At 73.4% G+C, this 25,723-nt stretch carries 19 protein-coding genes; 6 read left to right on the top strand and 13 right to left on the bottom strand.

Features of this window, described 5'->3' with window-relative positions:
- Window positions 1-46: 46 nt before the first annotated feature.
- From DN051_RS29755 to DN051_RS29725, 7 genes are all read right to left on the bottom strand, one after another.
- Window positions 47-1,207 (bottom strand): segregation and condensation protein A, encoded by a 1,161-nt coding sequence (locus tag DN051_RS29755; protein WP_112439882.1) that lies wholly within the window; start codon window positions 1,205-1,207, stop codon window positions 47-49.
- An 18-nt stretch (window positions 1,208-1,225) separates the two neighbouring features.
- Window positions 1,226-1,798: a hypothetical protein gene (locus tag DN051_RS29750; RefSeq protein WP_079000691.1), complete on the bottom strand. Its 573-nt coding sequence runs from the start codon at window positions 1,796-1,798 to the stop codon at window positions 1,226-1,228.
- Window positions 1,783-2,961, bottom strand: a complete 1,179-nt coding sequence (locus DN051_RS29745) for a ParA family protein (RefSeq protein WP_079000693.1) — start codon at window positions 2,959-2,961, stop codon at window positions 1,783-1,785. The genes DN051_RS29750 and DN051_RS29745 overlap by 16 nt, the downstream gene beginning before the upstream one ends.
- A 358-nt stretch (window positions 2,962-3,319) precedes the next feature.
- Window positions 3,320-4,444, bottom strand: a complete 1,125-nt coding sequence (ald, locus tag DN051_RS29740; protein WP_053758134.1) for an alanine dehydrogenase — start codon at window positions 4,442-4,444, stop codon at window positions 3,320-3,322.
- 129 nt (window positions 4,445-4,573) lie between these two features.
- Complete coding sequence (locus DN051_RS29735) at window positions 4,574-6,640, bottom strand: tetratricopeptide repeat protein (protein WP_112439880.1); 2,067 nt, start codon at window positions 6,638-6,640, stop codon at window positions 4,574-4,576.
- A gap of 181 nt (window positions 6,641-6,821) precedes the next feature.
- On the bottom strand, window positions 6,822-7,448 hold the full coding sequence (locus tag DN051_RS29730) for an NUDIX domain-containing protein (RefSeq protein WP_053758136.1): 627 nt from the start codon (window positions 7,446-7,448) through the stop codon (window positions 6,822-6,824).
- An 83-nt stretch (window positions 7,449-7,531) separates the two neighbouring features.
- Window positions 7,532-9,181: a CTP synthase gene (locus DN051_RS29725; protein ID WP_112439878.1), complete on the bottom strand. Its 1,650-nt coding sequence runs from the start codon at window positions 9,179-9,181 to the stop codon at window positions 7,532-7,534.
- A gap of 511 nt (window positions 9,182-9,692) precedes the next feature.
- Between DN051_RS29725 and DN051_RS29720 the strand changes: the two genes are divergently transcribed.
- The 5 genes from DN051_RS29720 (at window position 9,693) to DN051_RS29700 (ending at window position 19,257) form a co-directional block, all read left to right on the top strand.
- Window positions 9,693-11,495: a glycoside hydrolase family 15 protein gene (locus tag DN051_RS29720; protein WP_053758138.1), complete on the top strand. Its 1,803-nt coding sequence runs from the start codon at window positions 9,693-9,695 to the stop codon at window positions 11,493-11,495.
- Between the two features lie 124 nt (window positions 11,496-11,619).
- A complete protein-coding gene (locus DN051_RS29715; protein ID WP_220451572.1) occupies window positions 11,620-11,946 on the top strand; it encodes a trypco2 family protein in 327 nt (108 codons plus the stop codon).
- Window positions 11,947-11,950: 4 nt separating this feature from the next.
- The gene (locus DN051_RS29710; RefSeq protein ID WP_112439876.1) at window positions 11,951-15,967 is read left to right on the top strand and encodes a S1 family peptidase; all 4,017 of its coding nucleotides are present in this window, start codon (window positions 11,951-11,953) and stop codon (window positions 15,965-15,967) included.
- Between the two features lie 139 nt (window positions 15,968-16,106).
- On the top strand, window positions 16,107-17,513 hold the full coding sequence (locus tag DN051_RS29705) for an FAD-binding oxidoreductase (RefSeq protein ID WP_053758140.1): 1,407 nt from the start codon (window positions 16,107-16,109) through the stop codon (window positions 17,511-17,513).
- Between the two features lie 100 nt (window positions 17,514-17,613).
- Entirely contained in the window at window positions 17,614-19,257 is a 1,644-nt protein-coding gene (locus DN051_RS29700) for a PucR family transcriptional regulator (RefSeq protein ID WP_112439874.1), read from the top strand.
- A 21-nt stretch (window positions 19,258-19,278) separates the two neighbouring features.
- Here the strand turns inward: DN051_RS29700 and DN051_RS29695 are convergent, their stop codons facing one another.
- From DN051_RS29695 to DN051_RS29670, 6 genes are all read right to left on the bottom strand, one after another.
- A complete protein-coding gene (locus tag DN051_RS29695) occupies window positions 19,279-20,406 on the bottom strand; it encodes a glycosyltransferase family 4 protein (protein WP_234388739.1) in 1,128 nt (375 codons plus the stop codon).
- Between the two features lie 190 nt (window positions 20,407-20,596).
- Entirely contained in the window at window positions 20,597-21,367 is a 771-nt protein-coding gene (locus DN051_RS29690; protein ID WP_112439872.1) for a hypothetical protein, read from the bottom strand.
- 21 nt (window positions 21,368-21,388) lie between these two features.
- On the bottom strand, window positions 21,389-23,131 hold the full coding sequence (gene recN / locus DN051_RS29685) for a DNA repair protein RecN (RefSeq protein ID WP_199314707.1): 1,743 nt from the start codon (window positions 23,129-23,131) through the stop codon (window positions 21,389-21,391).
- Window positions 23,132-23,237: 106 nt separating this feature from the next.
- Window positions 23,238-24,143 carry an NAD kinase gene (locus DN051_RS29680; protein WP_053758144.1) on the bottom strand — a complete coding sequence of 302 codons (906 nt, stop codon included), beginning with the start codon at window positions 24,141-24,143 and terminating at the stop codon, window positions 23,238-23,240.
- On the bottom strand, window positions 24,140-24,955 hold the full coding sequence (locus DN051_RS29675) for a TlyA family RNA methyltransferase (RefSeq protein WP_053758145.1): 816 nt from the start codon (window positions 24,953-24,955) through the stop codon (window positions 24,140-24,142). The genes DN051_RS29680 and DN051_RS29675 overlap by 4 nt, the downstream gene beginning before the upstream one ends.
- A 7-nt stretch (window positions 24,956-24,962) precedes the next feature.
- Window positions 24,963-25,298 (bottom strand): hypothetical protein, encoded by a 336-nt coding sequence (locus tag DN051_RS29670; protein WP_053758146.1) that lies wholly within the window; start codon window positions 25,296-25,298, stop codon window positions 24,963-24,965.
- 42 nt (window positions 25,299-25,340) lie between these two features.
- Between DN051_RS29670 and DN051_RS29665 the strand changes: the two genes are divergently transcribed.
- On the top strand, window positions 25,341-25,688 hold the full coding sequence (locus DN051_RS29665; protein ID WP_053758147.1) for an SCP2 sterol-binding domain-containing protein: 348 nt from the start codon (window positions 25,341-25,343) through the stop codon (window positions 25,686-25,688).
- The last annotated feature ends 35 nt before the right edge of the window (window positions 25,689-25,723 follow it).

Here is a 25,723-nt window from a genome sequence, read left to right as displayed (position 1 = left end):
GGCGCGGCCGGCGGCCGAGAGACCTCCTCGAGAACGCTCTCCTCGCTCACTCCTTCTCCTCCTTGGCTTCCTCGGGCTTCTCCGGCGGGCGGTCGAACTCGTCGGTCACGCGGAGCGCCGCGTCCTCTTCCCCGCCGGTCCAGCGCACCAGCAGCTCACCGAGGGCGGCCTCCTGCTCCAGCGCCACGGCCTTCTCCCGGTACAGCTCCAGCAGCGCCAGGAAGCGCGCCACGACGGTGAGCGTGTCGGGGGTGTCCTCGATCAGTGCCCGGAAGCTCGCCTCGCCCAGCTCCCGCAGCCGCGCGACCACGATCCCGGCCTGCTCCTGCACGCTCACCAGCGGCGCGTGGATGTGGTCGACGTACACCTGCGGCTTGGGCTTGGGCTGCATCGCCTTGACGGCGAGCCGGGCGAACCCCTCGGGGCCGATGCTGATGACCACCTCGGGCAGCAGCTCGGCGTGGTGGGGTTCGAGGCCGACGGTACGGGGGTGGCGCCGGGCCTCCTCGTCGAGGCGGTGGTTGAAGATGTCGGCGATCTGCTTGTACGCGCGGTACTGCAACAGCCGGGCGAACAGCAGGTCGCGTGCCTCCAGCAACGCCAGGTCGGCCTCGTCCTCCACCTCGGCGGCGGGCAGCAGCCGGGCCGCCTTCAGGTCGAGCAGCGTCGCGGCGACGACCAGGAACTCGGTCGTCTCGTCCAGGTCCCAGTCCGGCCCTATGGCACGGATGTGGGCCATGAACTCGTCGGTGACCTTGGACAGCGCGACCTCGGTGACGTCCAGCTTGTGCTTGGAGATCAGCTGGAGGAGCAGATCGAAGGGGCCCTCGAAGTTGGAGAGCCGCACCTTGAAGACTCCGGAATCGCCCTCGTCGGCTTCCGCGGCTTCTGCGGCCTCGGCGGCATCGGCGGCGGTTCGCGGTACGGGGGCCTCGGGCCGCGGAGCGACGGCGACCGCGGCTTGCGCCACGGGGACCGCGGGGACGGCAGGTTCCGCTTCGGGGACCGCATGGATCGCGCGGGCCGCTGGTTCTGCCGCAGGGACCTCTGGTTCCGCCCCGTGCGGTGCCACGGCCGTGACCGGTTCGGGCGGCAGCGGCGAGGCGACCGGGGCCTCGACGGCCGGAGCCGGAGCCCCTGGGCCCCTGCCCAGCACACGCCGGCGTCCGGCGCCGGAGCCGGTGGCGGAAGCGTCGTTCGAGGTCATAGCCCTCGCAGGCTACCGCTACCGTCCACGGAGCCGTCGTACGAGGATGCTGGCGTCTCCCCGGCTCTCCAGATCCGCGAGCACCACGGCGACCGCCTCCCGGACGATCCGTCCGCGGTCGACGGCCAGTCCGTGCTCACCGCGGAGCACGAGCCGGGCGTGCTCCAGATCCATGAGCTCCTCGGCGGACACGTACACCGTGATCTTCTCGTCGTGCCGCTCACGTCCGCTGGGGCGCCGTGCGGCCGCCCGCCCGCGCTGCTTGCGGGGTGCGGCCCCGCCCGAGCCCTCCTGGGCCGCCTGGCGCCGCGTGGAGCGCTCCGGGGCCGTGCCCCGGCTGCGGGACTCCCCCGCGTCGATCGGTTCCGCCTCCGCCGCGACATGTTCGTCGCCGTCGCCGTCACCGCCCTGCACGGGCACCGACTGCGGCGCGTCCTCGGCCGCCGCTGCCGCCGCGTCGCCCTCGCCCGCGGGCGGCGGCACCCGGGGCTCGCCGTTGGCCTGGCGCCGGGGAGTGGATGCCTGGAGCGCCATTCCCCCTGTCGTACGGAACAGTTCGTCGGCCCCCGGCAGACTCACTCGGCGTGACACCGGGCGAGCACCTCCCTGGCGAGCTGGCGATAGGCGGCGGCGCCGACGGAGTTGGACGCGTACGTGGTGATCGGCTCGCCGGCGACCGTGGTCTCCGGGAAGCGGACCGTGCGCCCGATGACCGTGTGGTAGACGTGGTCGTCGAACGCCTCGACGACGCGCGCCAGCACCTCGCGGCTGTGCACCGTGCGCGAGTCGTACATCGTGGCGAGGATGCCGTCGAGCTCCAGCTCCGGGTTGAGCCGCTCCTGGACCTTCTCGATCGTCTCGGTGAGCAGCGCGACACCACGCAGTGCGAAGAACTCGCACTCCAGCGGCACGATCACCTTGTGAGCGGCCGTCAGGGCGTTCACTGTGAGCAGACCGAGCGAGGGCTGACAGTCGATCACGATGTAGTCGTAGTCGGGCAGCAGCGGCTTCAGGGCGCGCTGGAGCGTCGACTCGCGGGCCACCTCGGAGACGAGCTGCACCTCGGCCGCCGACAGGTCGATGTTGCTGGGCAGCAGGTCCATGTTGGGGACCGCCGTCTTCAGCAGCACCTCGTCGGCCGCCATGCCCCGCTCCATGAGCAGGTTGTAGACGGTGAGGTCGAGCTCCATCGGGTTGACGCCGAGACCCACCGACAGCGCGCCCTGCGGGTCGAAGTCGACGAGCAGCACCCGGCGTCCGTACTCCGCGAGCGCGGCGCCCAGATTGATGGTCGACGTGGTCTTGCCCACGCCGCCCTTCTGGTTGCACATCGCGATGATCTTCGCGGGGCCGTGATCGGTCAGCGGTCCCGGGATCGGGAAGTACGGCAGCGGGCGGCCGGTCGGGCCGATGCGCTCGCGGCGCTGGCGTGCGGCGTCGGGCGCGAGCGTGGCCGCGTACTCGGGGTCCGGCTCGTACTCGGCGTCGGGGTCGTAGAAGTGCCCGTCGGGCAGTTCGTCGTAGTCGGCGAAGTGGTTGTGGGGCGCGCCACTTCCGTCGCCGGCCATGGCGTTCACGTGATGGCCATCCATGCTCTGGTGTGCTGAGTGAGTCACCCCTGACATCTGGTGACTCTGGTGGGCTGCGAAGGTGCGCACCGCGACGGAGCCGACAGCCTCGAACCCCGCGGGAGCCTGACCCCGCGCAGGGCTTCCTGGTTGACCACCCCCGGGAGAAAATGTCGACTCATTCACAAGTCGTCTTACCTCCTTGGTGACCAGGAAACTTCTAGACAGGTCAGCGTGGCACCATGCCGACGGTTGGCGACTCTATGGCGTGTCGGCGGTCCGCAGCAACACAATCCGCCGGACCCGGCAGGATGTGTCGGCAATGAAACATCCCTCTGTCAAGGGCGTACGGCCGTCGCACGGCAGGTTTCACCGGTGTACGAATCGGCTCAAGGGTTACGTTCGAGGCGAGTTGGCCGAGCTTCGCAAAGTGACCATACACACACCTGGCCGGACCTTGTCGGGCAAGGTCCGGCCGGGTGTGCTCGGTTGACGAGGCGTGTTGACGTATCGCCTTTACGAAAAGGTGACTTAGTCGATCGGGTCAGCCGATCAGGGTCTCCAGGTCCACGTGCTCCAGGCCGTGCGCCTCGGCGACCTCGCGGTAGACGACCTTGCCGTCGTGCGTGTTGAGGCCCTTGGCCAGCGCGGCGTCACGGCGCAGCGCCTCGACCCAGCCGCGGTTGGCCAGCTCGACGATGTACGGCAGCGTGGCGTTGGTCAGCGCGTAGGTGGAGGTGTTGGGGACCGCGCCGGGCATGTTGGCGACGCAGTAGAAGACCGAGTTGTGGACGCGGAAGGTCGGCTCGGCGTGCGTGGTGGCACGGGAGTCCTCGAAGCAGCCGCCCTGGTCGATCGCGATGTCGACAAGGACACTTCCCGCCTTCATCCGGGCGACGAGCTCGTTGGTGACGAGCTTCGGGGCCTTGGCGCCCGGGATGAGGACGGCGCCGATGACGAGGTCGGCCTCCAGGCACGCCTTCTCCAGCTCGAAGGCGTTGGAGACGACGGTCTGGATCTTCGTGCCGAAGATCTTGTCGGCTTCCTTGAGCTTGTTGATGTCACGGTCGAGCAGGGTCACGTGGAAGCCCATGCCGATGGCGATCTGCGCGGCGTTCCAGCCGGAGACGCCACCGCCGATGACGACGGCCTTGCCGGCCGGCACGCCCGGGACACCACCGGGCAGGACACCGCGGCCGCCCGCGGCGCGCATCAGGTGGTAGGCGCCGACCTGCGGGGCCAGCCGGCCCGCGACCTCGGACATGGGGGCGAGCAGCGGCAGGGCGCGGCTCGGCAGCTCCACGGTCTCGTACGCGATGGCCGTGGTGCCGGACTCCAGGAGGGCGTCGGTGCACTCCTTGGAGGCGGCCAGGTGCAGGTAGGTGAAGAGGATCTGGTCCTTGCGCAGCCGGTGGTACTCCTCCGCGATCGGCTCCTTCACCTTCAGCAGCAGGTCCGCGGTGGCCCACACCTCGTCGGCCGTGTCGAGGATCTGCGCCCCGGCGGCGATGTACTCCTCGTTCGGGATGGAGGAGCCGATACCGGCGTTCCGCTCGACGACGACCTGGTGGCCGTTGCGCACCAGCTCGTGCACGCCGGCGGGGGTGATGGCCACCCGGAACTCGTTGTTCTTGACCTCGCGGGGGATGCCGACCTTCACGTCGATCACGGTCCTTGACTCAGAGGGGGCAATACACGATCTACCCGGATGTAATGGGCACACCGGGAGACACCGCTGGAGAACGTGCGGCACAGCCAGTTTAATGAAGGCGTTCCCGCTGTCTAGCCTTTCATTGCATCAATCTTCAGCGGATGTACTGCGGATTTCGCAGGCACTACCCGGCTGTTCCGTGACTGGATCACCCGAGTCGTCCTCCTGGACCTCATCCCCCAGCATGCGCCCGGCCGCGTTGCGGTGCAGCAGAGCGGCCGTGGAGTCGCCGAGGTGCTCCAGCGTGTCCGCCAGCCTCATGTGCAGCGCCGCCTGGAGTCGTACGTCCTCGGCGCGGCGCGCCCACTCGACGCCCTCCTGGCAGGTGCGCAGCGACTCCTCGGGCCGTCCCGCGTACTCCTGGACCCGCGCCAGTTCGCTCAACGCCCTTGCGTGGGCGGCCATGTCGCCGAGCTTGCGGTAGCCGGCGATCGCGGCGCGCCAGTGCCGCTGGGCCTCGCCGTAGCGGCCCGCGTAGGTGTGCGCGGTGGCGATCCGGCCGTAGAGCCGGGCGGCCTCGGCCCGCTCGTCGCGGGCCAGCCGCTCGGCGAGGGCGCGGCCGTACCAGTCGGCGGCCCGGTCGTGGTCGCCGCGTTCCTGGTGCGCGCCGCCCACGGATTCCATCGCCCGTCCGGTCGCGTACGGGTCGTTCGCCAGGCGTCCGGCGTCCAGCGCGGCCCGGAAACGGGTCAGCGCCTCGGCCGTCCGGCCGGTCTGGGCGTCCAGGTCGCCGAGGTTCAGCAGCGCCGCGGCCCGCTCGCGGGGCAGGTCCTGGCGTTCGGCCACGTCGAGCACGAGGCCGTGGATGCCGTACAGGTCGGGCGCCGCCGCCCGCATGCCGAAGTGCGCCACCATCGCCCGGACCAGCTGGGACATCAGGCGCCGGGCCAGGGTGTCCAGCTCCCCGTCGGCGACCGCGAGACGGGCCGCGGCGAGCAGCGCCGGCTTGCGGATGCTGAGCCAGTCGGCGGCCGCGCGGGGACTCGGGAAGCGCAGGGAGCGCGGCATGCCGAGCAGTTTCTCGCGCGCCTGCGGGCTGTCGGTCTCGGTGATCGCGCGGCACGACTGGAGCAGCCGCACCGTCCGCTCCAGCATCCGGGCGCGGGCCAGCTGGAGCTCGGCCGGGCGGTCCAGGGTCTCGGTCAGGGAGCGCAGCAGGGGGTGCAGGCTGCCCGGCACCTCGTACTGCGGCAGCGGCCCGTCCACCGCCCGCAGCAGTCCGACGGCGGCCAGGTCGTCCAGCGTGGTGCGGGCGCCGTTGACCGAGCAGCCGGCGAGCGCCGAGGCGGTGTGCGGGTCGACATGGCCGGCCGGGGCGAGGGAGAGCAGCCGCAGGGTGCGCGCGGTGGACGGCGGCAGGGAGGCATGGACGAGCCGGAAGACCCGGCCGAGCGCGGTCGCGTCGTCGCCCTCGGCCCGCAGCTGCTTGGCCAGGTCGGCGACGGCCGACTTGGGGCGGGCGGCCAGCCAGCCACCGGCCAGCGTCAGCGCGGCCGGCTGGGCCTGGCACTCCTCGACGAGCCCTTCGGCGGCCCTGGGGTCGACGGTGATGCGCACCGAGCCGGTGTGCCGGGACAGCAGTTCGACGGCGGACTTGGTGTCGAGGCCGCCGAGGGTGCAGGGACGGACGTCGGAGATACCGGTGAGCGGGCCCTTCGAGACGGCGACGACCAGGCAGTCCGGGGTGTCCGGCAGCAGGGCGTCGACCTGCTCCGCCTCGGCCGCGTCGTCCAGCAGGAGCACGGCCCGGCGGTCGGCCAGGGCCTCGCGGAGCGCCTCGGCCAGCTCGTCCTCGGCGGCACCGGGCGGGATCGGCCGGTCCAGCGCGGCCAGCAGGTCACGGGCGGTGCGCTCGGTGGGGACGGGGGTGCCGTCGGGCTCGCTGAGCCGGGCCCGCAGGACGCCGTCGGGGTAACGTTTCGCGACCTGCCGGACCAGCTCCTCGGCGAGCGCCGTACGGCCGGAGCCGGGTCTGCCCGCGATGAGCAGCACTCGCGCGCGCGGGGCCTTCTTCCCCGAGATGGTGTCCAGCCCCGCACGCTCGATGTCGGCGCGCAGCTCCTTCAACTCCCGTGTACGGCCCAGGAAAGGGGTCTCCACCGACGTGTGTCCCGACGACCACGCGCCGTCCGTGTCCACCGCCTGATCCGTCACGGGCCACACTCCCGTCCCACACGTGCACAGTCCCGCCGGGACTCCGGTTCGGGCGTTTCCAGAGCCTAGTTCACGCTCTGCGACGAACCGTGTGGAGCACGACGGGGACGTCCCCCGATCGGATCAGGCGATCGTCACACCAAAGGACGCCGTGCCGGGACGCAGGGGCCGGGGTGCGGGTTCAGGCCTCGAAGGGGCGGGCGGGCCAGGGCGCCTCGGCCGGGCGCAGCGCGTCCAGGCCGGCGCCCTGCCGGGCGGCGACCAGCGAGAGGACGCCGACGACCAGGCAGTTGTTGTGCAGTTCCCCGGCGAGCACCCCCCGCACGAGATCCGCGACCGGCACGCGCCCGAGCTCCATGTCGGCCTCCTCGTCCTCGACCGCGAAGCGCGCCCCCTCGGCCTCGGACAGACCGCGGGCCAGGAAGATGCGCACGGACTCGTCGCAGCCGCCGGGGGTGGTGTACACGTCGGTCAGCACCCGCCAGTCCTCCGCCTTGACGTGCGCCTCCTCGTACAACTCGCGCTGGGCGGCGTGCAGCGGGTTCTCGCCGGGCACGTCGAGCAGGCCGGCCGGAATCTCCCACAGCTTGTGGCGCACGGGGTGGCGGTACTGCCGCAGGACCAGCACGCGGTCCGCGTCGTCGAGGGCGAGGACGGCCACCGAGCCGGGGTGCACCTGGTAGTCGCGGCGCACGACGGTGCCGTCGGGCATGACCACGTCGTCCGTGCGGACGGAGGTCTTGTTGCCCACGAAGGGGGTGTCCGAGGCGCGGATCTCCCACTCCTCGGGGGTGTCCTTGATCGTCATGCCCTGCCCTTTCACGTGCACAAAAGAAACCGGGGTGCCCACCCTTTGAAGGTATGCACCCCGGCCACCGTACAACTGGTGTGTTACTTCGAATTCTTCCGCTCGACCGCGGCCTTCACGAGCCCGGCGAACAGCGGGTGCGGACGCGTCGGCCGCGAGCGCAGCTCGGGGTGGGCCTGCGTGGCGACCAGGTACGGGTGGACGTCGCGCGGGTACTCCACGTACTCGACGAGCTTGTTGTCCGGCGAGGTGCCCGAGAAGAGGATGCCCGCCTTCTTCTCCAGCTCGGCCCGGTAGGCGTTGTTCACCTCGTAGCGGTGCCGGTGCCGCTCCTCGACGTACTCCTTGCCGTCGTACACCTCGCGCACGATCGAGCCCTCGGCGAGCTTCGCCGGGTACATGCCGAGGCGCATCGTGCCGCCCATGTCGCCCTCGCCCGCCACGATGTCGAGCTGCTCGGCCATGGTGGAGATCACCGGGTGGGCGGTCGCGGGGTCGAACTCGGTCGAGTTCGCGTCGGCGATGCCGGCGAGGTTGCGCGCCGCCTCGATCACGATGCACTGGAGGCCGAGGCAGAGACCGAGCAGCGGGATCCGGTGCTCGCGGGCGTACCGGATGGCGCCGACCTTGCCGGAGACGCCGCGGTCGCCGAAGCCGCCGGGGATGCAGATCGCGTCCACGTCGGAGAGCTGCGCCTCGGCACCGGACGGGGTCTTGCAGTCGTCGGAGGTGACCCACTTGATCTTGACGCGGGTCTTGTTCGCGAAGCCGCCCGCGCGCAGCGCCTCGGTGACCGACAGATAGGCGTCGGGCAGGTCGATGTACTTGCCGACCAGCGCGAGGGTGATCTCGTGCCGCGGGCTGTGGACGCGGTCGAGCAGGTCGTCCCAGGTCGTCCAGTCCACGTCGCGGAACGGCAGGTCCAGGCGGCGGACCGCGTAGGCGTCCAGGCCCTCGGAGTGCACGACCTTGGGAATGTCGTAGATGGACGGCGCGTCGGGGCACGCGACCACGGCGGCCTCGTCGACGTCGCACATCAGCGAGATCTTCCGCTTGATCGCGGTGGGCACCTCGCGGTCGCAGCGCAGCACGATGGCGTCCGGCTGGATACCGATGTTGCGCAGGGCGGCCACCGAGTGCTGGGTCGGCTTCGTCTTCAGCTCTCCCGAGGGGCCGATGTACGGCAGGAGCGAGATGTGCACGACGAAGACGTTGTCGCGGCCGACCTCGTGGCGGACCTGGCGGACGGTCTCCAGGAACGGCAGCGACTCGATGTCGCCGACCGTGCCGCCGACCTCGGTGATGACGACGTCCACGTCGTCGGTGGCCATGCGGCGGATGCGGTTCTTGATCTCGTTGGTGATGTGCGGGATGACCTGGACCGTGTCGCCCAGGTACTCGCCGCGCCGCTCCTTGGCGATCACCGTCGAGTAGACCTGACCCGTGGTGACGTTGGCGGAGCCGTCCAGGTCGCGGTCGAGGAAGCGCTCGTAGTGGCCGATGTCCAGGTCGGTCTCGGCGCCGTCGTTGGTGACGAACACCTCACCGTGCTGGAAGGGGTTCATCGTGCCGGGGTCCACATTGATGTACGGGTCGAGCTTCTGCATCACGACGCGCAGGCCCCGGGCCTTGAGCAGCATGCCCAGGCTGGAGGCGGTCAGACCCTTGCCGAGCGAGGAGGCGACACCCCCGGTGACGAAGATGTGCTTGGTCGTCGTGGATTTGGGCGGCATGGCCAAGAGGGGGCTCCCGTGGTCGCGGTCTGGGGGTGCGGTGCGGCTGTCCGGCCCCGGAGATCCCGGGTTTCTGGAGGAGCCGTCGCTGCGGTTCGGGGGTTTCGTGCCCACCGGTCCACGGGCTACCAGGGTAACAGCGCCACGACGGGATGGCGTCCGGCCACGCTCCGCGCACGGCCCGCCACGGACATGCACCGTGCACCGGATTCTCACCCGGTGCTCACTCGTTCGGCGCACACGCGTTGCCCGGAGCGGCACGCAGATCATCTACGTGCGTCGTATCCTGCTCGGACACTCGCTGCCGAGCCCGCCGGCAACACGGCACCACCCCTCGCCCGTACGCACCGGAACAACGAGAGCTCGTCAGTTCGTTGAGCGACGACCGTCGTTTTGCCTCCCGGCAGGTCGACAGTTTTACTTCACAGCTCAACGACGCAGTACAACAACCCCCTGACCGCACAGCGAAAGCCCCCTATGGGGCTACGTGGCCGTTCGACTGGAGTTGCACGTGGCCGGGCGCATCGAGGACTACGCACTCATCGGAGACATGCAGACCGCTGCCCTGGTCTGCCGGGACGGCACAGTCGACTGGCTGTGCCTGCCCCGCTTCGACTCGCATGCCATCTTCGCCGGTCTGCTGGGTACCGAGGAGCACGGATTCTGGCGGATCGGCCCTGCGCACGCGGCGGACGCCGAGCCCCCCACGGCGGCTCGGCGCCAGTACCGCGGCGACTCGCTCATCCTGGAGTCGGAGTGGGACACCCCGCGCGGCACCGTCCGGGTGATCGACTTCATGCCCCCCCGGGACGGCGCGCCGCAGCTGATCCGCATCGTGGAGGGCGTCTCGGGCCGGGTGCCGATGCGGTCGGCGCTGCGGATGCGCTTCTCCTACGGCCGGATCGTGCCGTGGGTGCACAAGCACGACGGACGCACGGTGGCCGTCGCGGGACCGGACTCGGTGTGGTTCGACACCTCCGCCGAGACCTACGGCCGGGCGCTGACGACCTACGCCGACTTCACGGTCGCGCCGGGCGACCGGATCGCCTTCACCATCTCGTGGCAGGCGTCGCACCGTGAGCCGCCGCCGCTGCCGGAGCCCGAGCAGTCGCTGGAGGCGACGGAGGAGTTCTGGCGCGACTGGGTCGAGCACTGCACGTACCACGGGCCCTACCGGGAGGCCGTGGTGCGCTCCCTGATCACCCTCAAGGCCCTGACGTACGCCCCCACCGGCGGCATCGTCGCCGCCCCGACCACCTCCCTGCCGGAGGAGATCGGCGGCGTGCGCAACTGGGACTACCGCTACACGTGGCTGCGGGACGCCGCGATCACGCTGTCCTCGCTGCTGCGCACCGGCTACCGCGAGGAGGCCCGCGCCTGGCGCGAGTGGCTGCTGCGCGCCGTCGCCGGTGACCCGGAGAACCTCCAGATCATGTACGGCATCGCCGGCGAGCGCGAGCTGGGCGAGGCCGAGCTGGACTGGCTGCCCGGCTACGAGAAGTCCGCCCCCGTCCGGGTCGGCAACGGCGCCGCCCACCAGCTCCAGCTCGACGTGTACGGCGAGGTCACCGAGGCCCTGCACCTGGCCCATATGACGGGCCTGGCCCGCAGCGACTACGCCTCGCTGCTCCAGCTGAAGCTGATCCGCTACCTCGAGGACCACTGGCAGGAGCCGGACGAGGGCATCTGGGAGGTGCGCGGACCGCGCCGCCACTTCGTGCACTCCAAGGTCATGGCCTGGGTCGCCGTCGACCGCACGATCAAGCTGCTGGAGTCCGGCGACGCGGACGGCCCGCTGGAGCGCTGGCGCGAGCTGCGCGACGACATCCACCGGGACGTCTGCGAGAAGGGCTACGACAAGGAACGCAACACCTTCACGCAGTCCTACGGCTCCCGGGAGCTGGACGCCTCCCTGCTGCTGATCCCGCAGATGGGCTTCCTGCCGCCGGACGACAAGCGGGTCATCGGCACCATCGAGGCCATCCAGCGCGAGCTGTCCACGCCGGACGGCTTCATCCTGCGCTACCCGACCCACGGCGAGCACGCGGGCGTCGACGGCCTACCCGGCGACGAGGGCGCCTTCCTCGCCTGCTCGTTCTGGATGGCGGACGACCTGGCGATGATCGGCCGCGTCGACGAGGCCCGCAAGCTGTTCGAGAAGCTGCTGTCGCTGCGCAACGACCTCGGTCTGCTCGCCGAGGAGTGGGACCCGCGCCTCCAGCGCCAGGTCGGCAACTTCCCGCAGGCCTTCAGCCACGTCCCGCTGATCGACACCGCGCTGCGGCTGACGGCCTCGGGAGCGTACGGGGGCTGAACTGCGCGGCGGGCCCGGGGAGTTCACCGATCCCGGGCCCGGCCGCGGCACTGGCGTGGCGCACCCGACGACGTTAGATTCGCTGACCAAGCATTTTGGTCGAACGTCCGACGAGGGGGAGCGTATGGCCGGTCAGGACCCGGAAGAGGGCATCGGTCTCGCCGCCGCGCTCGGCGCGATACGGCGGGAACTGGCCCAGGCGATGGACGCGGCCGAGACCGAAGGCGGGCCCGTACGGCTGTCGGTCTCCTCGCTGGAGCTGGAGCTCCAGACCACGCTCACCCGCTCGGGCGGGGTGAACGGCGGCATCAAGGTCCATGTGATCTCCGCGGGGGCGCAGCGCACGCAGGGCCGCAGCGACGTACAGACGCTGCGGCTCCAGCTCGACGCCCGCACCCTGGACGACGAACCGGTGAAGACGGCGGACACCCTGAGCCGACGCCCGCGGTGACCCGGTGGTGACGTCCCTCCCGGACGTGGCCAGGGTGGCTCGGGTCGTCGGTGAACTGCCCGGTTCGCGGTTTCGGCTCGGCAGCGGCTACCGCATCTCCGACCACCTGGTCCTGACCGCCGCCCACGTCCTGGACGACGCCGCGGACCTGGCGGCCGACCTCGGCGGTGACGGCGACTACCGGCCGGTCACCCCCGTGTGGCGGGACACCGGCGCGGACCTCGCCCTGCTCCGCTTCGCCGCGGCGCCTACGGCGCGGGTCGACCCGGTCCGGATCGGCGGCGTGGACCGCGCCCGGATCTCCACTGTCGGCGCCCACGCCGCCGGCTACCCGGTGTACGCCGAGATCGGCACTCCGGACGGCGGTCGGCGGGGCCGGGCCGCCGTGCGCTGCTCCGTGCGTACCGCCGACACGGGAGCGCCCGGTGATCTGCGCGTCGGCATCGAGGACGCGGCGCCCGCTTCGGCGCCGCCCGGCGCCAGCCCGTGGCAGGGCATGTCCGGTGCGGCGGTGATCACCACGGACGGCCTTCTGGTCGCGGTGTTCCGCGAGCACCTGACGCCGACCGGGGTCGCCATGCACCAGGTCACCGCGCTGGACCGGGTCGACGACGAGGAGTGGCGGGCGCTGCTGACGGCCGAGGGCGTGGACCCGCGGCCGCGGCCCGCGCTGCCGGACGGCTGGGACCGCACCGGTGGCCGGCTCCAGCGGCACCACCTGCGGCTGGACGCGATCCGGCGGATGCGCCACCCCCTGGTCGAGGAGAAGGTGCACTTCGTCGACCCCGGCGACGACAGCTCGCCCGGGAACGTCCTCGCCCGGCTCACCGAACTGGCGAGCGGCCCCGGGCTGCCGTCGGGTGTGGTCCTCACCGGCGACGCCGGCGCGGGGAAGACCCGGCTGTGCCTGGAGACCGCCGCCCGCGCCGACCGCGAGGGCTGGCTGGTCGTCCACCTCACCGGCAAGGCCTCCCTGACCGACGTCGGGGACAGCGTCGGCCCGCGGGCCGGGCGGGTGCTCGTGGTCGCCGACGACATCGACTGGATCAACGACGCGGGCCAGATCCACGGCCGGGTGCGGGACGCGGTCGCCGCGTCGGGGACCCGGGCGGCGTTCCTGACGACCGCGCGCTCCGTACGGCTGAAGGACCTCGAATCCGAACCGCTGCGTCCCCAGGACACCTTCGTACGGATCCGGGTCCGCTCCGATCCGGGGTACCACAGCGCCATCTGCCGGGAACTGGTGCGCGGCCTCGCCCCGAACGCCGTCGGACAGCAGGGCGAGGAGCGGGTGGAGCTGATGTGCGAGGGCCCGCCCGCCTTCAGCCAGCTGTTCGCCTCGGTCTACGACAACCAGGCCCGCGAGGGCAACGACATCACGGCCGTGGTGCCCCGGCCCGACGCCGACTTCCGGGTCTGGCTGCACGGCGTCCTGGCCGAGGTCGGGCTGCCGGCGGTGCCCTGGGACGGCGACGCGGACCCCGCCACGACCGCCGTGGCCCGGATCGTCGCGCACGCGCCCTGCGCCCTGAAGGACGCGCTCGACTGCTTCGCGCCCGACAGCGACGACCCGGCCGACCCGCGCCGCGTAGCGGGCGCCGGGACCATCCAGCGGCTGGTGCGCAACGGTCTGCTGTCGGTCCAGGCCGACAGTCTGCGTCCGGTGCACGACCTGTACGGGGACGTGCTGCTCGGTCACGGTGTCGTCGAGGCCGGCGGGGAGCGGGTGCACCGGGCCGGGCTGCGCCGGGTGCTGGAGAGCGGACTGGCCGACGGCACCGCCCTGGCGCGGGTCGCCGCGTCGGTGGACCGGCTGCGCGCGACGCTGGGCGACGAGGCGGGCGGCAGGCTGGCCGCCGAGGTCGAGGAGTGGTGCACGGCCCGCCTGGACACGCTGCGGGAGCTGGTGGTGGAGGAACCCCGCAGCGAGGGCCGGGAACTGGAGGTCCTGCTGACGCGGCCCACCTGGCGTCCGGTCGCGGCGCGCGAGCTGGCCGGTCCGTGGCTGGCCCGGCACCACGGCAGGACACGGGCCCGCGACGCCGTACTGACCGCGGCGCGCCATCTGCCGCCCGAGGTCAGCCGCCCGTACCTGATGGCCTGGCTGCGCCGCAACGCCGTCCATCCGGCGGCGGCGTTCGCCTTCCACCATGTGCTGCGGGCCGAGGACATCGCGCCCGGTCCGCTGGAGTGGACGACGGACCTGGCCTACGAGTGGCTCACCCTGCACGCGCCCCGCCACAGCGCCGCCCGCCCGCTCTGCGAGCTCCTGGACCCGCGCAAGAAGGCCCTGTCCCGCGACGATCCGCGCCTCGGCCAGGTCCTGCGCTGGGGCCTGAACTGGCTGGACGAGTACGGGACCACCTCCGAGGCGAGCTTCGTGGCCAGGACGCTCCTCATGCGCCCGGAGCTGACCGGCACCGGCCTGGTCCGCACGGCACGGCTGCTGCTGGACACGGTGGCGCCCGCGAACCCGGCCGACGCGAGCTTCGCCCTGGAGGCCGTGCTGGGCCGCTGCCGGCAGCAGCGGGACCTGCCCAAGGAGGTCTTCGAGCAAGCCGTGAAGGACTCGCTGCTGTGGCTGGAGGACGGCGGGGGGCACGGCCGCCGTCCGGCCGCCGCGTACGTGCTCAGGCAGCTGGTCACCCCCGACCTGCCGGGGCGGGACACCCTGGCGCGTGCCGTGCAGGCGGCCTGGAACTGGCTGGAGCCCAACGCGGACCGGCACCTGGAGCTGGGCATGGTCCTGCCGCCGCTGCTGAAGAACGTCCGCAAGGCGGACGGGCACCGCAACGCCGCCTTCACCGACGAGGAGCAGCTCCAGCTCCAGCGACTGGCCGTGCGCTGGCTGTCGTCGTCCGGTTCCTCCTCGTGGCGGGGCGTCAGCGAGGTGGCGGGCGCCCTGCTGCGCACCTCGCACCCCGACCAGGACCCGGAGGTGCTGGACCGGCTCACGCGCCAGGCGCTGGACCTGGTGGAGAAGCACCCGTACCCGACCGTGGCACGCTCGGTGCTGCCCCCGCTGCTGCACAAGAACCTCGATCCGGGCACCCGGGACCGGCTGATGGCGGCGGCCTTCGCCCAGCTGCCACCCGCACCCACCAGCCCGCACACGGCCTTTCTGCTCAGCTCGCTGCTGAGCCGCGCCGACCTCGGCGCCGACGAGCACGACCGGGCCATGGCCGCGACGCTGGAGTGGCTGGACCGGTACCCGCGGGGCCAGGGCGCGGTGGGGCTGCTGAACAGCGCGCTGGGCGGCCGGCGGACGAGCCCGGACGACCGCGGCCGGCTGGCCGCCCGCGCCGTGCAGGTGCTGTCCCCGCTCACCCTGCTCCCGCCGGGGAAGAAACGGCCCTGGCTGGTCGAGACCCTGCGGCTGCACCGGCACGGCATCCGGCCCGAATGGAACCGCCTGGTCTCGCGCGCCTGCGATCTGCTGGACCGGCGGGCCGCGCACACCGCGCCCCTGCTCGGCGAGCTGCTGAAGGGCGCGGACCTGCTCGACGCCCCGGTGCTGGAACGCCTGCATCTGGCGTGCGCCGACTGGTGCGCCCTGTACGACCGCTCCGGCTGGGTGCCCGATCTGCTGTCCCCCGTGCTCGGCAGCCGGGACGCCTCCCCGGCCGTGCGCCGCCGCGTCTCGCAGGTGGCGCGCGACCGGCTCCGCCCGGGCAGCGAGCGCAACGACGCGCTCGGCAAGCTGCTGGAGGCGCTGCTGCGCGACGGCGACCTATCCGATCCGGAACACGCCGACGCCGCCGTGGACTTCGCGCTGGGCTGGCTGGAGGAGCACGCGGGGCCCGCGCACCGCCGCAAGGCCCATGCCGTACTGCTGCTGGTGGGGCACTGGCTGGCGCGGGCGCCCCAGCGGCCCCGGGCACAGGAGCGGATACGACGCGCGAAGGACCGCATGGACGCCCATCTGCGGGACTACCCCGACGAGCCCTCCGACCGGCGCCGGGCGCTGGAGCACCACCGCCGGATCCTGGCCGGTCCGTCGGGCCCGGAGGAGGCCCACTGAGCCCCGAGGCTGCTCCGGCGGCTCGGCGCGGTGGCCGGGATCCGCACTGCCGGAGGTCCGGCCCCGCCGGACAGGACCGCCCGACCCCACCGGCATAGCCTGGACCCGAACGGATCGCCCTGGCGTCGAGGGGGCGCCGATGACTCCCTTCTCGAAGGCGCGCACGGCCCTCGCCGCGCTGCGCGAGGACCTCTCCGGTGACGTGTTCGCCCCGTGGGACCCGGGCTACGACGGGGCCCGGTCCGTGTTCAACGCGCTGATCGACCGCCGCCCCGCCGTGATCGCGCGGTGCGCGCACGAGGCGGACGTCGTGCGGGCGGTGCGCTTCGGCCGGGACCTGGACCTCAACATCGCGGTGCGCGGGGGTGGGCACAGCCTGGCGGGCATGGGGGTGAACGACGCCGGTCTCGTCGTCGACCTGCGCCCGATGCACGGCGTGACGGTCGACCCGGCGGCCGAGGCGGCGCGGATCGGCGGCGGCGCCACGACGGGGCACCTGGACCGGGCGACCGGGCCGTACGGGCTGGCGACGACCGGTGCTCGGGTCTCGACCACCGGTGTCGCCGGCTGCGTCCTGGGCGGCGGCAGCGGCTGGCTGGAGCGCTGCTGCGGTCCGGCCGCCGACAATCTGCTCGGGGTCGAACTGGTCACCGCGGACGGCGAGCGCACCCACGCCAACCCCGACGAGAACCCGGACCTGTTCCGGGCCCTCCACGGCGCCGGCGGGAACTTCGGCGTCGCCACCGCCCTCACCCTGAGGCTGTACGAGGTGCCGCGGTTCAGCGTCGCCCTCGTGGTGTGCCCGCCCCGGTTCGGCGCCGAGTTGACCCGCGCCTTCCGCGACGTCGTCGAGTCCGGCCCGCTCCGGGCGAGCGGCGCCGTGCGCTGGTTCACCGGCCGGCCCGCCGCCTTCGTACCGGAACCGGCCGCCGCATCCCCGCCGGGGTCGCCGGGCGGCCGGCTGTGGTGCGGGGCGCTGCTGGCGTACGCGGGAGACGTACGGGAGCTGCGCGGGCTGGCCGAGCCGCTGCTCGCGCTGCCGCACGAGGTCGGGACCGTCACCGCGCTGCCGTACGCCGGCCTCCAGCGCATGTTCGACGTGCCGCCGGGGCTGCGGTGCCACTGGTCCGCCGAGTACCTGACCGGCGCCCCCGACAGGTTCGTGGACGTCTTCTGCGCCCGCGCCCGGTCCATGCCCCCGCGGACCGGCACGGAGCACCTGCTCTTCCCGGTGGGGGCCGCGGTCGCCGACGGCCCGGCCGGCCTGCCCCTGCCGTACCGGGGTGCCCGCTGGGCCGTGCACCCGTTCGCCGTGTGGCGGGACCCCGCGCACGACGAGCGCTGTGTGCGCTGGGTCCGGGACGCCCGCGCCGACGCCGAGCCGTGGAGCACGGGCGCGGCGCCGCTCAACCTCGTCGGCGACGAGGGCCCCCAGCGGGTGAGAGCCGGGCTCGGCGCCGGCAGCATGCGGCGCCTGGGCGAGCTGAAACGGCGCCACGACCCGGACAACGTCTTCCGCTTCAACCACAACATCAAGCCGCTGTAGGCCGCCGCGGACCTCGGCTGGCCGGGGCCCGGACGCGGTGATCGTTCGCCGGACCGCGCGGAGATGTCGCCGGAAGGTGCGCGCGGGTAGCGTCCGCTGCATGGACAGCCGCACGGACCACCGTTTCGACAGCCGGAGCGCCGGGATCACCGTCCAGCGGGCGCTGGAGCTGCCCGGTCTGCGCAGCGGGCTGCCGGAGGTGCTCGCGGGCGCCGACCGGTTGCAGCGGACGGTGCGCTGGGTGCACGCCGGCGAGGTCCCGAACATCGCCTCGCTGCTGAAGGGCGGCGAACTGCTGCTGACCACGGGCTACGGCCTCGGCACCCGGCCCGCCGACCAGCGGGCGTTCGTGCGCACCCTGGCCGAACGGGGCATCGCGGCCCTCGTGGTCGAGCTCGGACCGCGCTTCACGCGGCTGCCCGCCGCCCTGGTCGACACCGCTCGCGCGGCCGGGCTGCCCCTGGTCCAACTGCATCGCGAGGTGCCGTTCGTGACGGTCACCGAGGAGATCCACACCGAGATCGTCAACGGCCACTACGCGCTGCTCCAGCGCGCCGAGGAGGTCCACCGGCGCTGCACGGAGGCCCTGCTGGGCGGCGGCGGGATACCCCAGGTGCTCGGCATCCTGGCCGGCTTCAGCGACAACCCGGTCTTCCTGGAGACCCCGGACGGCCAGCTGCTGTACGCCGCCGGGGCCGGACCCGAGGGTGCCGAGCCGCTCCAGGTGTGGAAGGGGCTGCGCGGCCCGCACAAGGACGCTCCGCCGCCGGCCGGATCGGTGCTGGTGGACGTGCCGGGCGGCGGAGCCGGGGCGGGGTCGGTACGGGCGCGGCTGGTGCTGCTGCCGGTGCGGTCGCCGCTGGCGCCGGTGCACCGGATCGCGGCGGAGCGCGCCGCCGGCATCCTCGCCGTGGTCCTGATGCAGGCGCGCCAGGAGGAGGAGCTGGCCGCGCGCGGACGCGGCGACTTCCTCACCGACCTGGCGGAGGGCCGCATCCCGGCGGAGGACGCCCCGGCGCAGGCCCGCGTCCTGGGCTTCAAGCCGGGCGACAGCCCGCTGCTGCCGGTGGTCATGCGGCTGGGCGAGGCGCTGGCCCCCGGCGGCGGCTGGGCGGTGCTGGCGCGCGCGGTCGCCGAGGAGCTGGCCGCGGTGGGCGTTCCGGTGCTGCTGGGCGTACGGCCGGTCGAGGGCCGCGTCCCGCTGCTGCTGGGGCTGCGCTCGGAGTCGGAGCGCTCGGCGGTCGCCGACCGGGTCGCGGCGGCGCTGCGGGCCGGTGTGGAGCGGGCCGGCATGCAGCGGCCGGGCGCCCGCCCGCCGGTCGTGGTGGTCGGGGTGCCAGGCGGGTGGGCGGCGGCGTCGGCGGGCCTGCGGCACGCGGCGGAGACGGCGACCGCGGCCCAGGGTCTGGGCGACCGGCCCTGGTACGACGCCCGCCGCCTGGACATCGACCTGCTGCTGTGGCGGTTGCGCGACCATCCCGACCTCGCGGCTTTCGTGGACCGCGCGATCGGTCCCGTCACCGCGCACGACCGGCGTTCCAAGCCGCCCCTGCTGCCCACGCTGGAGACCTACCTGGCGCACGCGGGCCGCAAGGCGGAGACGGCCCGTGAGCTGCACCTCAACCGCCAGACGCTCTACAACCGCCTCGCCCGCATCGGTGAGTTGCTCGGCACCGACCTCGACGACCCGCACACCGTGCTGGCCCTGAGCCTTGCCCTGCGGGCCCGCCGCCACGTCGGCTAGCCGCCGCCACCCGCCGGGGCCTCAGATGAACGGCCTGGCCTGCGTCAACTCGTCGTAGACGCTCAGGACTTGGGCGACCGTGTCGTCCTCGCTCGGCCACGTGGCCGCCTGCCGCAGGCCCATCTCCTGGAGCAGCTCCCGCCGTTCGGGATCGTCGAGGAGCCGTTCGACGGCGTCCGCGAACGCCTCGGCGTCGTCGGCCGGGACGAGTTCGGCCGCGTCGCCGACGAGTTCGGGAAGCCCGCCGACCGAGGTGGCGACCAGCGGCACACGCGCGTGCAGGGCCTCCTGGGCGAGCACGGACCGCGCCTCCCACCGGCTCGGCAGCAGCGCGAGATCGGCGGAGGCGAGCAGTTCGCCCACGTCGTCACGGCGCCCGATGAGCCGCACCGGCAGCTCCTCGTCCTCGATACGGCGCTGCAACACCGGACGCAGCGGGCCCTCCCCCGCGATGACGACCAGCGGCACGGGGTCGCGGGTGCGCCAGGCGCGCGCGGCGTCCAGCAGGAGGTCGTAGCCGCGCTGGGGGTCGAGGGAGCCGACGGCCATCAGCAACGGGCGGCCGGTGGCACCGAGTTCGGCCCGGATCTTGGGCTGCTGCCGGTCGGGGTCGTCGTGCTCGACGGGGGTGCGCGGCCCGGGCAGTCCGACGCCGGCGAGCCGGGCGTCCCGGGCGCCCGCCCGCCGGGCCCGGTCCACGAGGTCCGAGGTGGTCCCGAGCACCACCGCGGCGGCCCTGACCACCCGCCGCTCCAGCAGGCGCAGGAACTGGGCGCGCGCTCCCTCGGCGTGGGCCCGGTTGTGCCAGGTGACGACCAGCGGGGTACTGCGTCCGGCGAGTGCGAGGGCGGCCCGGAACGAGGCGTGCAGCCCGTGCGCGTGCACCAGGTCGGCGTGGGTGCACGCGGCGCGCAGCGCGGCCACGGACCCCGGATCGCTGCTGCGCGGCACATGGACGTGGTCGGCTCCGGCACCGGTGAAGTCGTAGGAGTGATCCGCCTCGACCGGGGCGCACACAGTGACCCGCACGCCCCGTGCGACGAGCCCGGCGGTCAGGGAGCGCACATGGGCGCTGCTGCCGACGTTGCCGCCGCCCAGCACCTGCACGGTGCGCAGCGGCGACCGGCCGTGCGGTGAGGGGCTGCTCACGGGTTCACCTGGGCGGGGGCTCCTGGTTCGGCGTCGGACGGTCACGAGGCGGCGTGCGGAGGGTTCGTGGGGAGGGGTGGACGGTGCGGGATCTCCGCGTACCCGCCCAAGCATGCCAGGCCGTACGGCCGTTCCGGCACCGCCGGCCGCCCCGGCCTCCCGCCGACCGCAGACAACCTGGCGACCCGGGTCACTCACACGAGTGATATCGCGCGTGCGCCGACCCGCCGACCTTGTCCCCGTAGACCGCCGCGGCCACCACCGCCGCCGCGTGCGCGACCAGCCCGGCCCGCCCGTTGCCCGCGACGACCGCCGCGCCGAGCAAGGCGCCCAGCGCGTGCGCGCCCATGTCACCGATCATCACGCGCTCCCTCAGATCGCCGGGCAGCACCGCCGCGGCGGCGCCCATCGCGACCGCCGCCGCCGGTGCGCCGGGCCCCTCCCGCAGCAGTCCCGGCGCCGCGAGCGCGAGGACCGCCGCGGCGGCCCGCCCGGGCCGGACGTCCACCAGGTTCACGGCATGCGCGGCCCCGGCGACCACGACCCCGGCGAGCACTTTGTCCACCGGCCGCTCCTTGAGCGCCCCGCCGGTCAGCAGCCCCGCCGCGCAGACACCGATCAGCTTCACGGCGCCGCTGGTGACCTCGCCGTCCCGCAGCGCCGCCAGGTGCGCCCGCAAGCCACGGCGCCCGTCCCCGGCCCCGGCGACGTCGTCGTACGCCCCGCAGACACCGGCGGCCACGACGGCCGGCACCGCGCCGGGCAGCACCCGCCCGGCACCCACCGCCGCCGCGAGGGCCACCGCGGGCCCGGCGTACAGCCCGACGGGCCGCCCGGCGTGGTTCGTCCGCTCCCACCGCGCACGCCCACCCGGCGCGGTGGCCCGCAGGACGGCGACCGCCGCCCCGGTCAGGGCGGCGGCGCGGACGAACGAGGTGATCCTGGGCGTACGGCCGGTCATCACGCCACTCCCCAAGTCCGGCTAGGCGTCCGCCCGAGCCGTCTCCAGCAGCTCCTCGGCGTGCGCGCGGGCCGTCTCGGAGTCCTCCTGCCCGGCGAGCATCCGCGACAGCTCCCGGACCCGCTCCTCGCCCTCCAGCACCTTGACACCGGACCGGGTCACCGAGCCGTCGTTGGTCTTCTCCACCAGCAACTGCCGGTCGGCGAACGCCGCGACCTGCGGCAGGTGCGTCACCACCACGACCTGCGCGGTCTTCGCCAGCCGAGCCAGACGCCGCCCGATCTCGACCGCGGCCTTGCCGCCCACACCGGCGTCCACCTCGTCGAAGAGGTACGTCGGCACCGGATCCGTCCCCGCGAACACGACCTCCACCGCCAGCATCACGCGCGAGAGCTCACCGCCGGACGCGCCCTTGGCGATCGGCCGGGGCGGCGCGCCCGGGTGGGGCGCGAGCAGCAGCTCGACCTCGTCGACCCCGGACGGCCCGTAGGCGACGGTGCGTCCGCCGACCTCGACGCCCTCCGGGTCCTCGGTCTGCCGGATCTCGAACGACACGCGCGCGTGCGGCATCGCCAGCGAGGCCAGTTCGGCCGTCACGGCGCCGGCGAACCGCTCGGCGGCCTCCGTCCGCGCGTCCGTCAGCGCCTGCGCCAGCCCGCCCAGTTCGGCCCTCAGCGCGTCCCGTTCGGCGGTCAGCTCCCCGGTCCGCTCGTCGTCGCCGTCGAGTTCGGTCAGCCGCGCGGCGCTCTGCTCCGCCCAGGCGAGGACCGCGTCGACGTCCGCGCCGTACTTGCGGGTCAGCGCCGTGAGCGCGGCCCGCCGCTCCTCGACCGCGGCCAGCCGCAGCGGGTCGGCGTCCAGGTCGTCGGCGTACCCCGCCAACTCCCCTGCCACGTCGCCGAGCAGGATGGCGACCTCGCCGATCCGGTCGGCCAGCGAGGCCAGCGCCGGATCGTGGGACCGTACGGCCTCCAGCGCCCGGTGCGCGCCCGCGACCAGCGTGGCGGCGTCCACGCCCTCGGGGTCCTCGGGGTTGCCCGCGAGCGCGGCGTGCCCTGCGGTCGCCGCGGACGCCAGCGCCTCCGCGTGCCCGAGCCGCTCCGCCTCCTCGGCCAGCTCCGCGTCCTCACCGGCCCGCGGTTCCACGGCGGCGATCTCGTCGAGCCCGTAGCGCAGCATGTCGGCTTCCTGGGCCCGCTCACGCGCGCGCGTGGTGATCTCGTCCAGCTCCACGGAGACGGCCCGCAGCCGCCGGTAGGCCTCCGTGTACTTGGTGAGCGGCCCGGCCACCGCGCCGCCCGCGTACCGGTCGAGCGCCTGCCGCTGCCGGGACAGCTTGAGCAGCCCCTGCTGATCGGTCTGCCCGTGCACCGCGACCAGCTCGTCGGCCAGCTCGGCCAGGACCCCCACGGGCACGGACCGGCCGCCCAGATGCGCCCGCGAGCGCCCCTCGGCGGAGACGGTACGGCTGATCAGCAGCGCCCCGTCGTCCAGCTCGGCGCCGGCCTCCTCGGCCCGCAGGGCGGCCGAGGCGTCCGCGGACAGGCTGATCCGCCCCTCCACGACCGCGTTCTTGGCGCCGATCCGGACGAGCGCCGGATCCGCACGCCCGCCCAGCAGCAGCCCCAGGCTGGTGACCACCATGGTCTTGCCCGCGCCCGTCTCACCGGTGACCGCCGTGAACCCGGGCGACAGCTCGACGACAGCGTCGTCGATGACTCCGAGCGACCGTATCCGCATCTCCTCCAACACGGACACGACCATACGAGGTCCGGCCGAGGAAGTGCACGCGGGCCACCCATGTCACCCGGGCGAGTGCACACCGCTTCACCGCGTGATCGCCCTCACGCCACACGCTAGTGCCGCGGCACTAGTGCGGCGCCCCCCGCCATCCGGACACGGGCAGCGCGAACTTCGCGACCAGCCGGTCGGTGAACGACGCGTGGTGCAGCCGGGCCAGCCGCACCGGCACGGATCCCCGCCGCACCTCCACCCGCGCGCCGGGCGGCAGCTCCACCGTGCGGCGGCCGTCGCACCACAGAACCCCCGGCGGGACGTGCGGCAGCACCTCCACCGCGAGCACCGAGTTCGGCGACGTCACCAGCGGCTTCGCGAACAGCGCGTGCGCGCTGATCGGCACCATCAGCAGCGCCTCGACCTCCGGCCACACCACGGGCCCGCCCGCGGAGAAGGCGTACGCCGTGGAGCCCGTCGGGGTCGACAGCACGATCCCGTCGCAGCCGAACCCCGTCACCGGCCGGCCGTCGATCTCCAGGACGACCTCCAGCAGCTTCTCGGCGGACACCTTCTGCACGGCGGCCTCGTTCAGCGCCCAGTCCGTGTGCACGATGTCCCCGTTGCTGTGCACGACGACGTCGACGGTCATCCGCTCCTCGACCTCGTACGCCTTCGTCACCACACGGTCGACGACCTTGTCGAGGTCGTCCCGCTCGGCCTCGGCGAGGAAGCCGACCCGCCCGAGGTTCACACCGAGCATGGGCACCCCGGACGCGCGGGCGAACTCCGCGCCCCTCAGCAGCGTGCCGTCACCGCCGAGCACGATGAGCAGCTCGCACCCGTCGAGGCACTGCGCGGTCGCCTCCTCGATCAGCTCCACCTCGTCCGGCAGCGGCAGGTCGCGCGCCTCGGCCGCCAGGACCCGCACCCCGATACCGGACCGCAGCAGCCCCTTGACCACGAGCTCGGCGCTGCGAATGGCCGCGGGCCGCCCGGTGTGGGCGAGCAGGAAAACAGTACGAGCTCGGTTCGGTGTCAACGGGGCCCCTCCGCCACTGCACGGTCGATGTCGGCCTGGTCCGGTCGGGGAGCCCCGGCCCGCAGCCACAGAAAGTACTCCACGTTCCCCGAGGGGCCGGGCAGCGGACTGGCCGTCACGCCCTTCACCCCGAGCCCCAGCTCCCAGGCCCGCTCGGCCACCCCGCGCACGGCCTCGGCACGCAGCTGCGGACTCCGTACGACTCCCCCGCTTCCCAGCCGCTCCTTGCCCACCTCGAACTGCGGTTTGACCATCATCACCAGGTCGGCGTCCGGCCGCACGCACCGCACCAGTGCGGGCAGGACGATTCCGAGCGGGATGAAGGACAGATCCCCCACCACCAGATCCACCGGCTCTCCATCGATCGCCTCGAGCGTCAACTCGCGTACGTTCGTACGGTCCTTGACCGTGACGCGTTCATCGCTCTGCAGAGTCCAGGCGAGTTGTCCGTATCCGACGTCGACGGCGACGACGTGCGCGGCCCCCGCCCGCAGCAACACGTCCGTGAAGCCCCCGGTGGACGCGCCCGCGTCCAGGGCGCGCCGCCCCTCGACCGTCAGCCCCCGCGGTACGAACGCCTCCAGCGCGCCCGCCAGCTTGTGGCCGCCCCGAGACACGTAGTCCGGGTCGTTCGCGTCGGTGGCGACCACGATCGCGGCGGCGGTCTCCACCTGCGTGGCCGGTTTGGTCGCGACGGTCTTGCCGACGCTCACCCGGCCCGCGGCGATCAGCTGGCCTGCGTGCTCACGCGAGCGTGCGAGCTTGCGGCGGACCAGCTCCGCGTCCAGACGGCGACGTGCGACTCCTGCCACGTTCGGTTCAGCTCCTACTGCCATACGGTGCATCGGACGGGTGGCCCGGTCGGCCACGGTGAGGGTCGGGACCCGGGTGCCGGACGGGAGCCGGCGGCCCCGTGCGGGCGTCGAGCGCGGTGAGCGTGTCACGCAGCCCCCGGTGCACATCCTCGTACACCTCGACGTGCCCGTCGGTGGCGAGGTGGTCGGTGTCGGCCAGCCGCTCCAGCTGCGCGTCGACCTCGGCGTTGCCGGTGGGAGTGCGGGGCACACCGAGCGGGGCGGGGGCGGCCGGATCGTGCTCCGGCCGCGCCGGCGCCTCCCCCTCCGGGATCTCCGTCTGCGGAGCCGAGTCGTTCATGCCCCGACGCTACCCCGAACCACTGAGGTACCGTCGGTCGCGATGGCCACGATCGACGAGTGCCGCGCCGCACTGGAGAAACTCTCGGACCACATGCGGGGCGCCGAGGGCGACGTCCGCGCCGCCGCCGCCCTGGACCGCTCGGTGAGCTGCCACATCACCGACCTGGACACCACCTTCGTCGGCCGCCTCGTGGACGGCCGGATCGAGGTGCACCATACGGTTGCGGGCAAGCCGCTGGAGAGGGCGCAGATACGGCTCGCCATGACCGGCGACGATCTGGTGGCCCTCGTCGCCGGCGAGCTGAACTTCGCCAAGGCATGGGGATCGGGCCGGGTGAAGCTGGAGGCCGGCCTGTTGGACGTGTTCCGCCTCAGGAAGCTCCTGTAGCGGCGGTGCGGCGTCGGACGTGCCCTTGGCCGAGC

Origin of the sequence: Streptomyces cadmiisoli, from assembly GCF_003261055.1 — a bacterium.
In the GTDB taxonomy this organism is placed as follows: domain Bacteria; phylum Actinomycetota; class Actinomycetes; order Streptomycetales; family Streptomycetaceae; genus Streptomyces; species Streptomyces cadmiisoli.
Note: the sequence above shows the minus strand (reverse complement) of the source record. Positions and strands in the feature narration are given on the sequence as shown.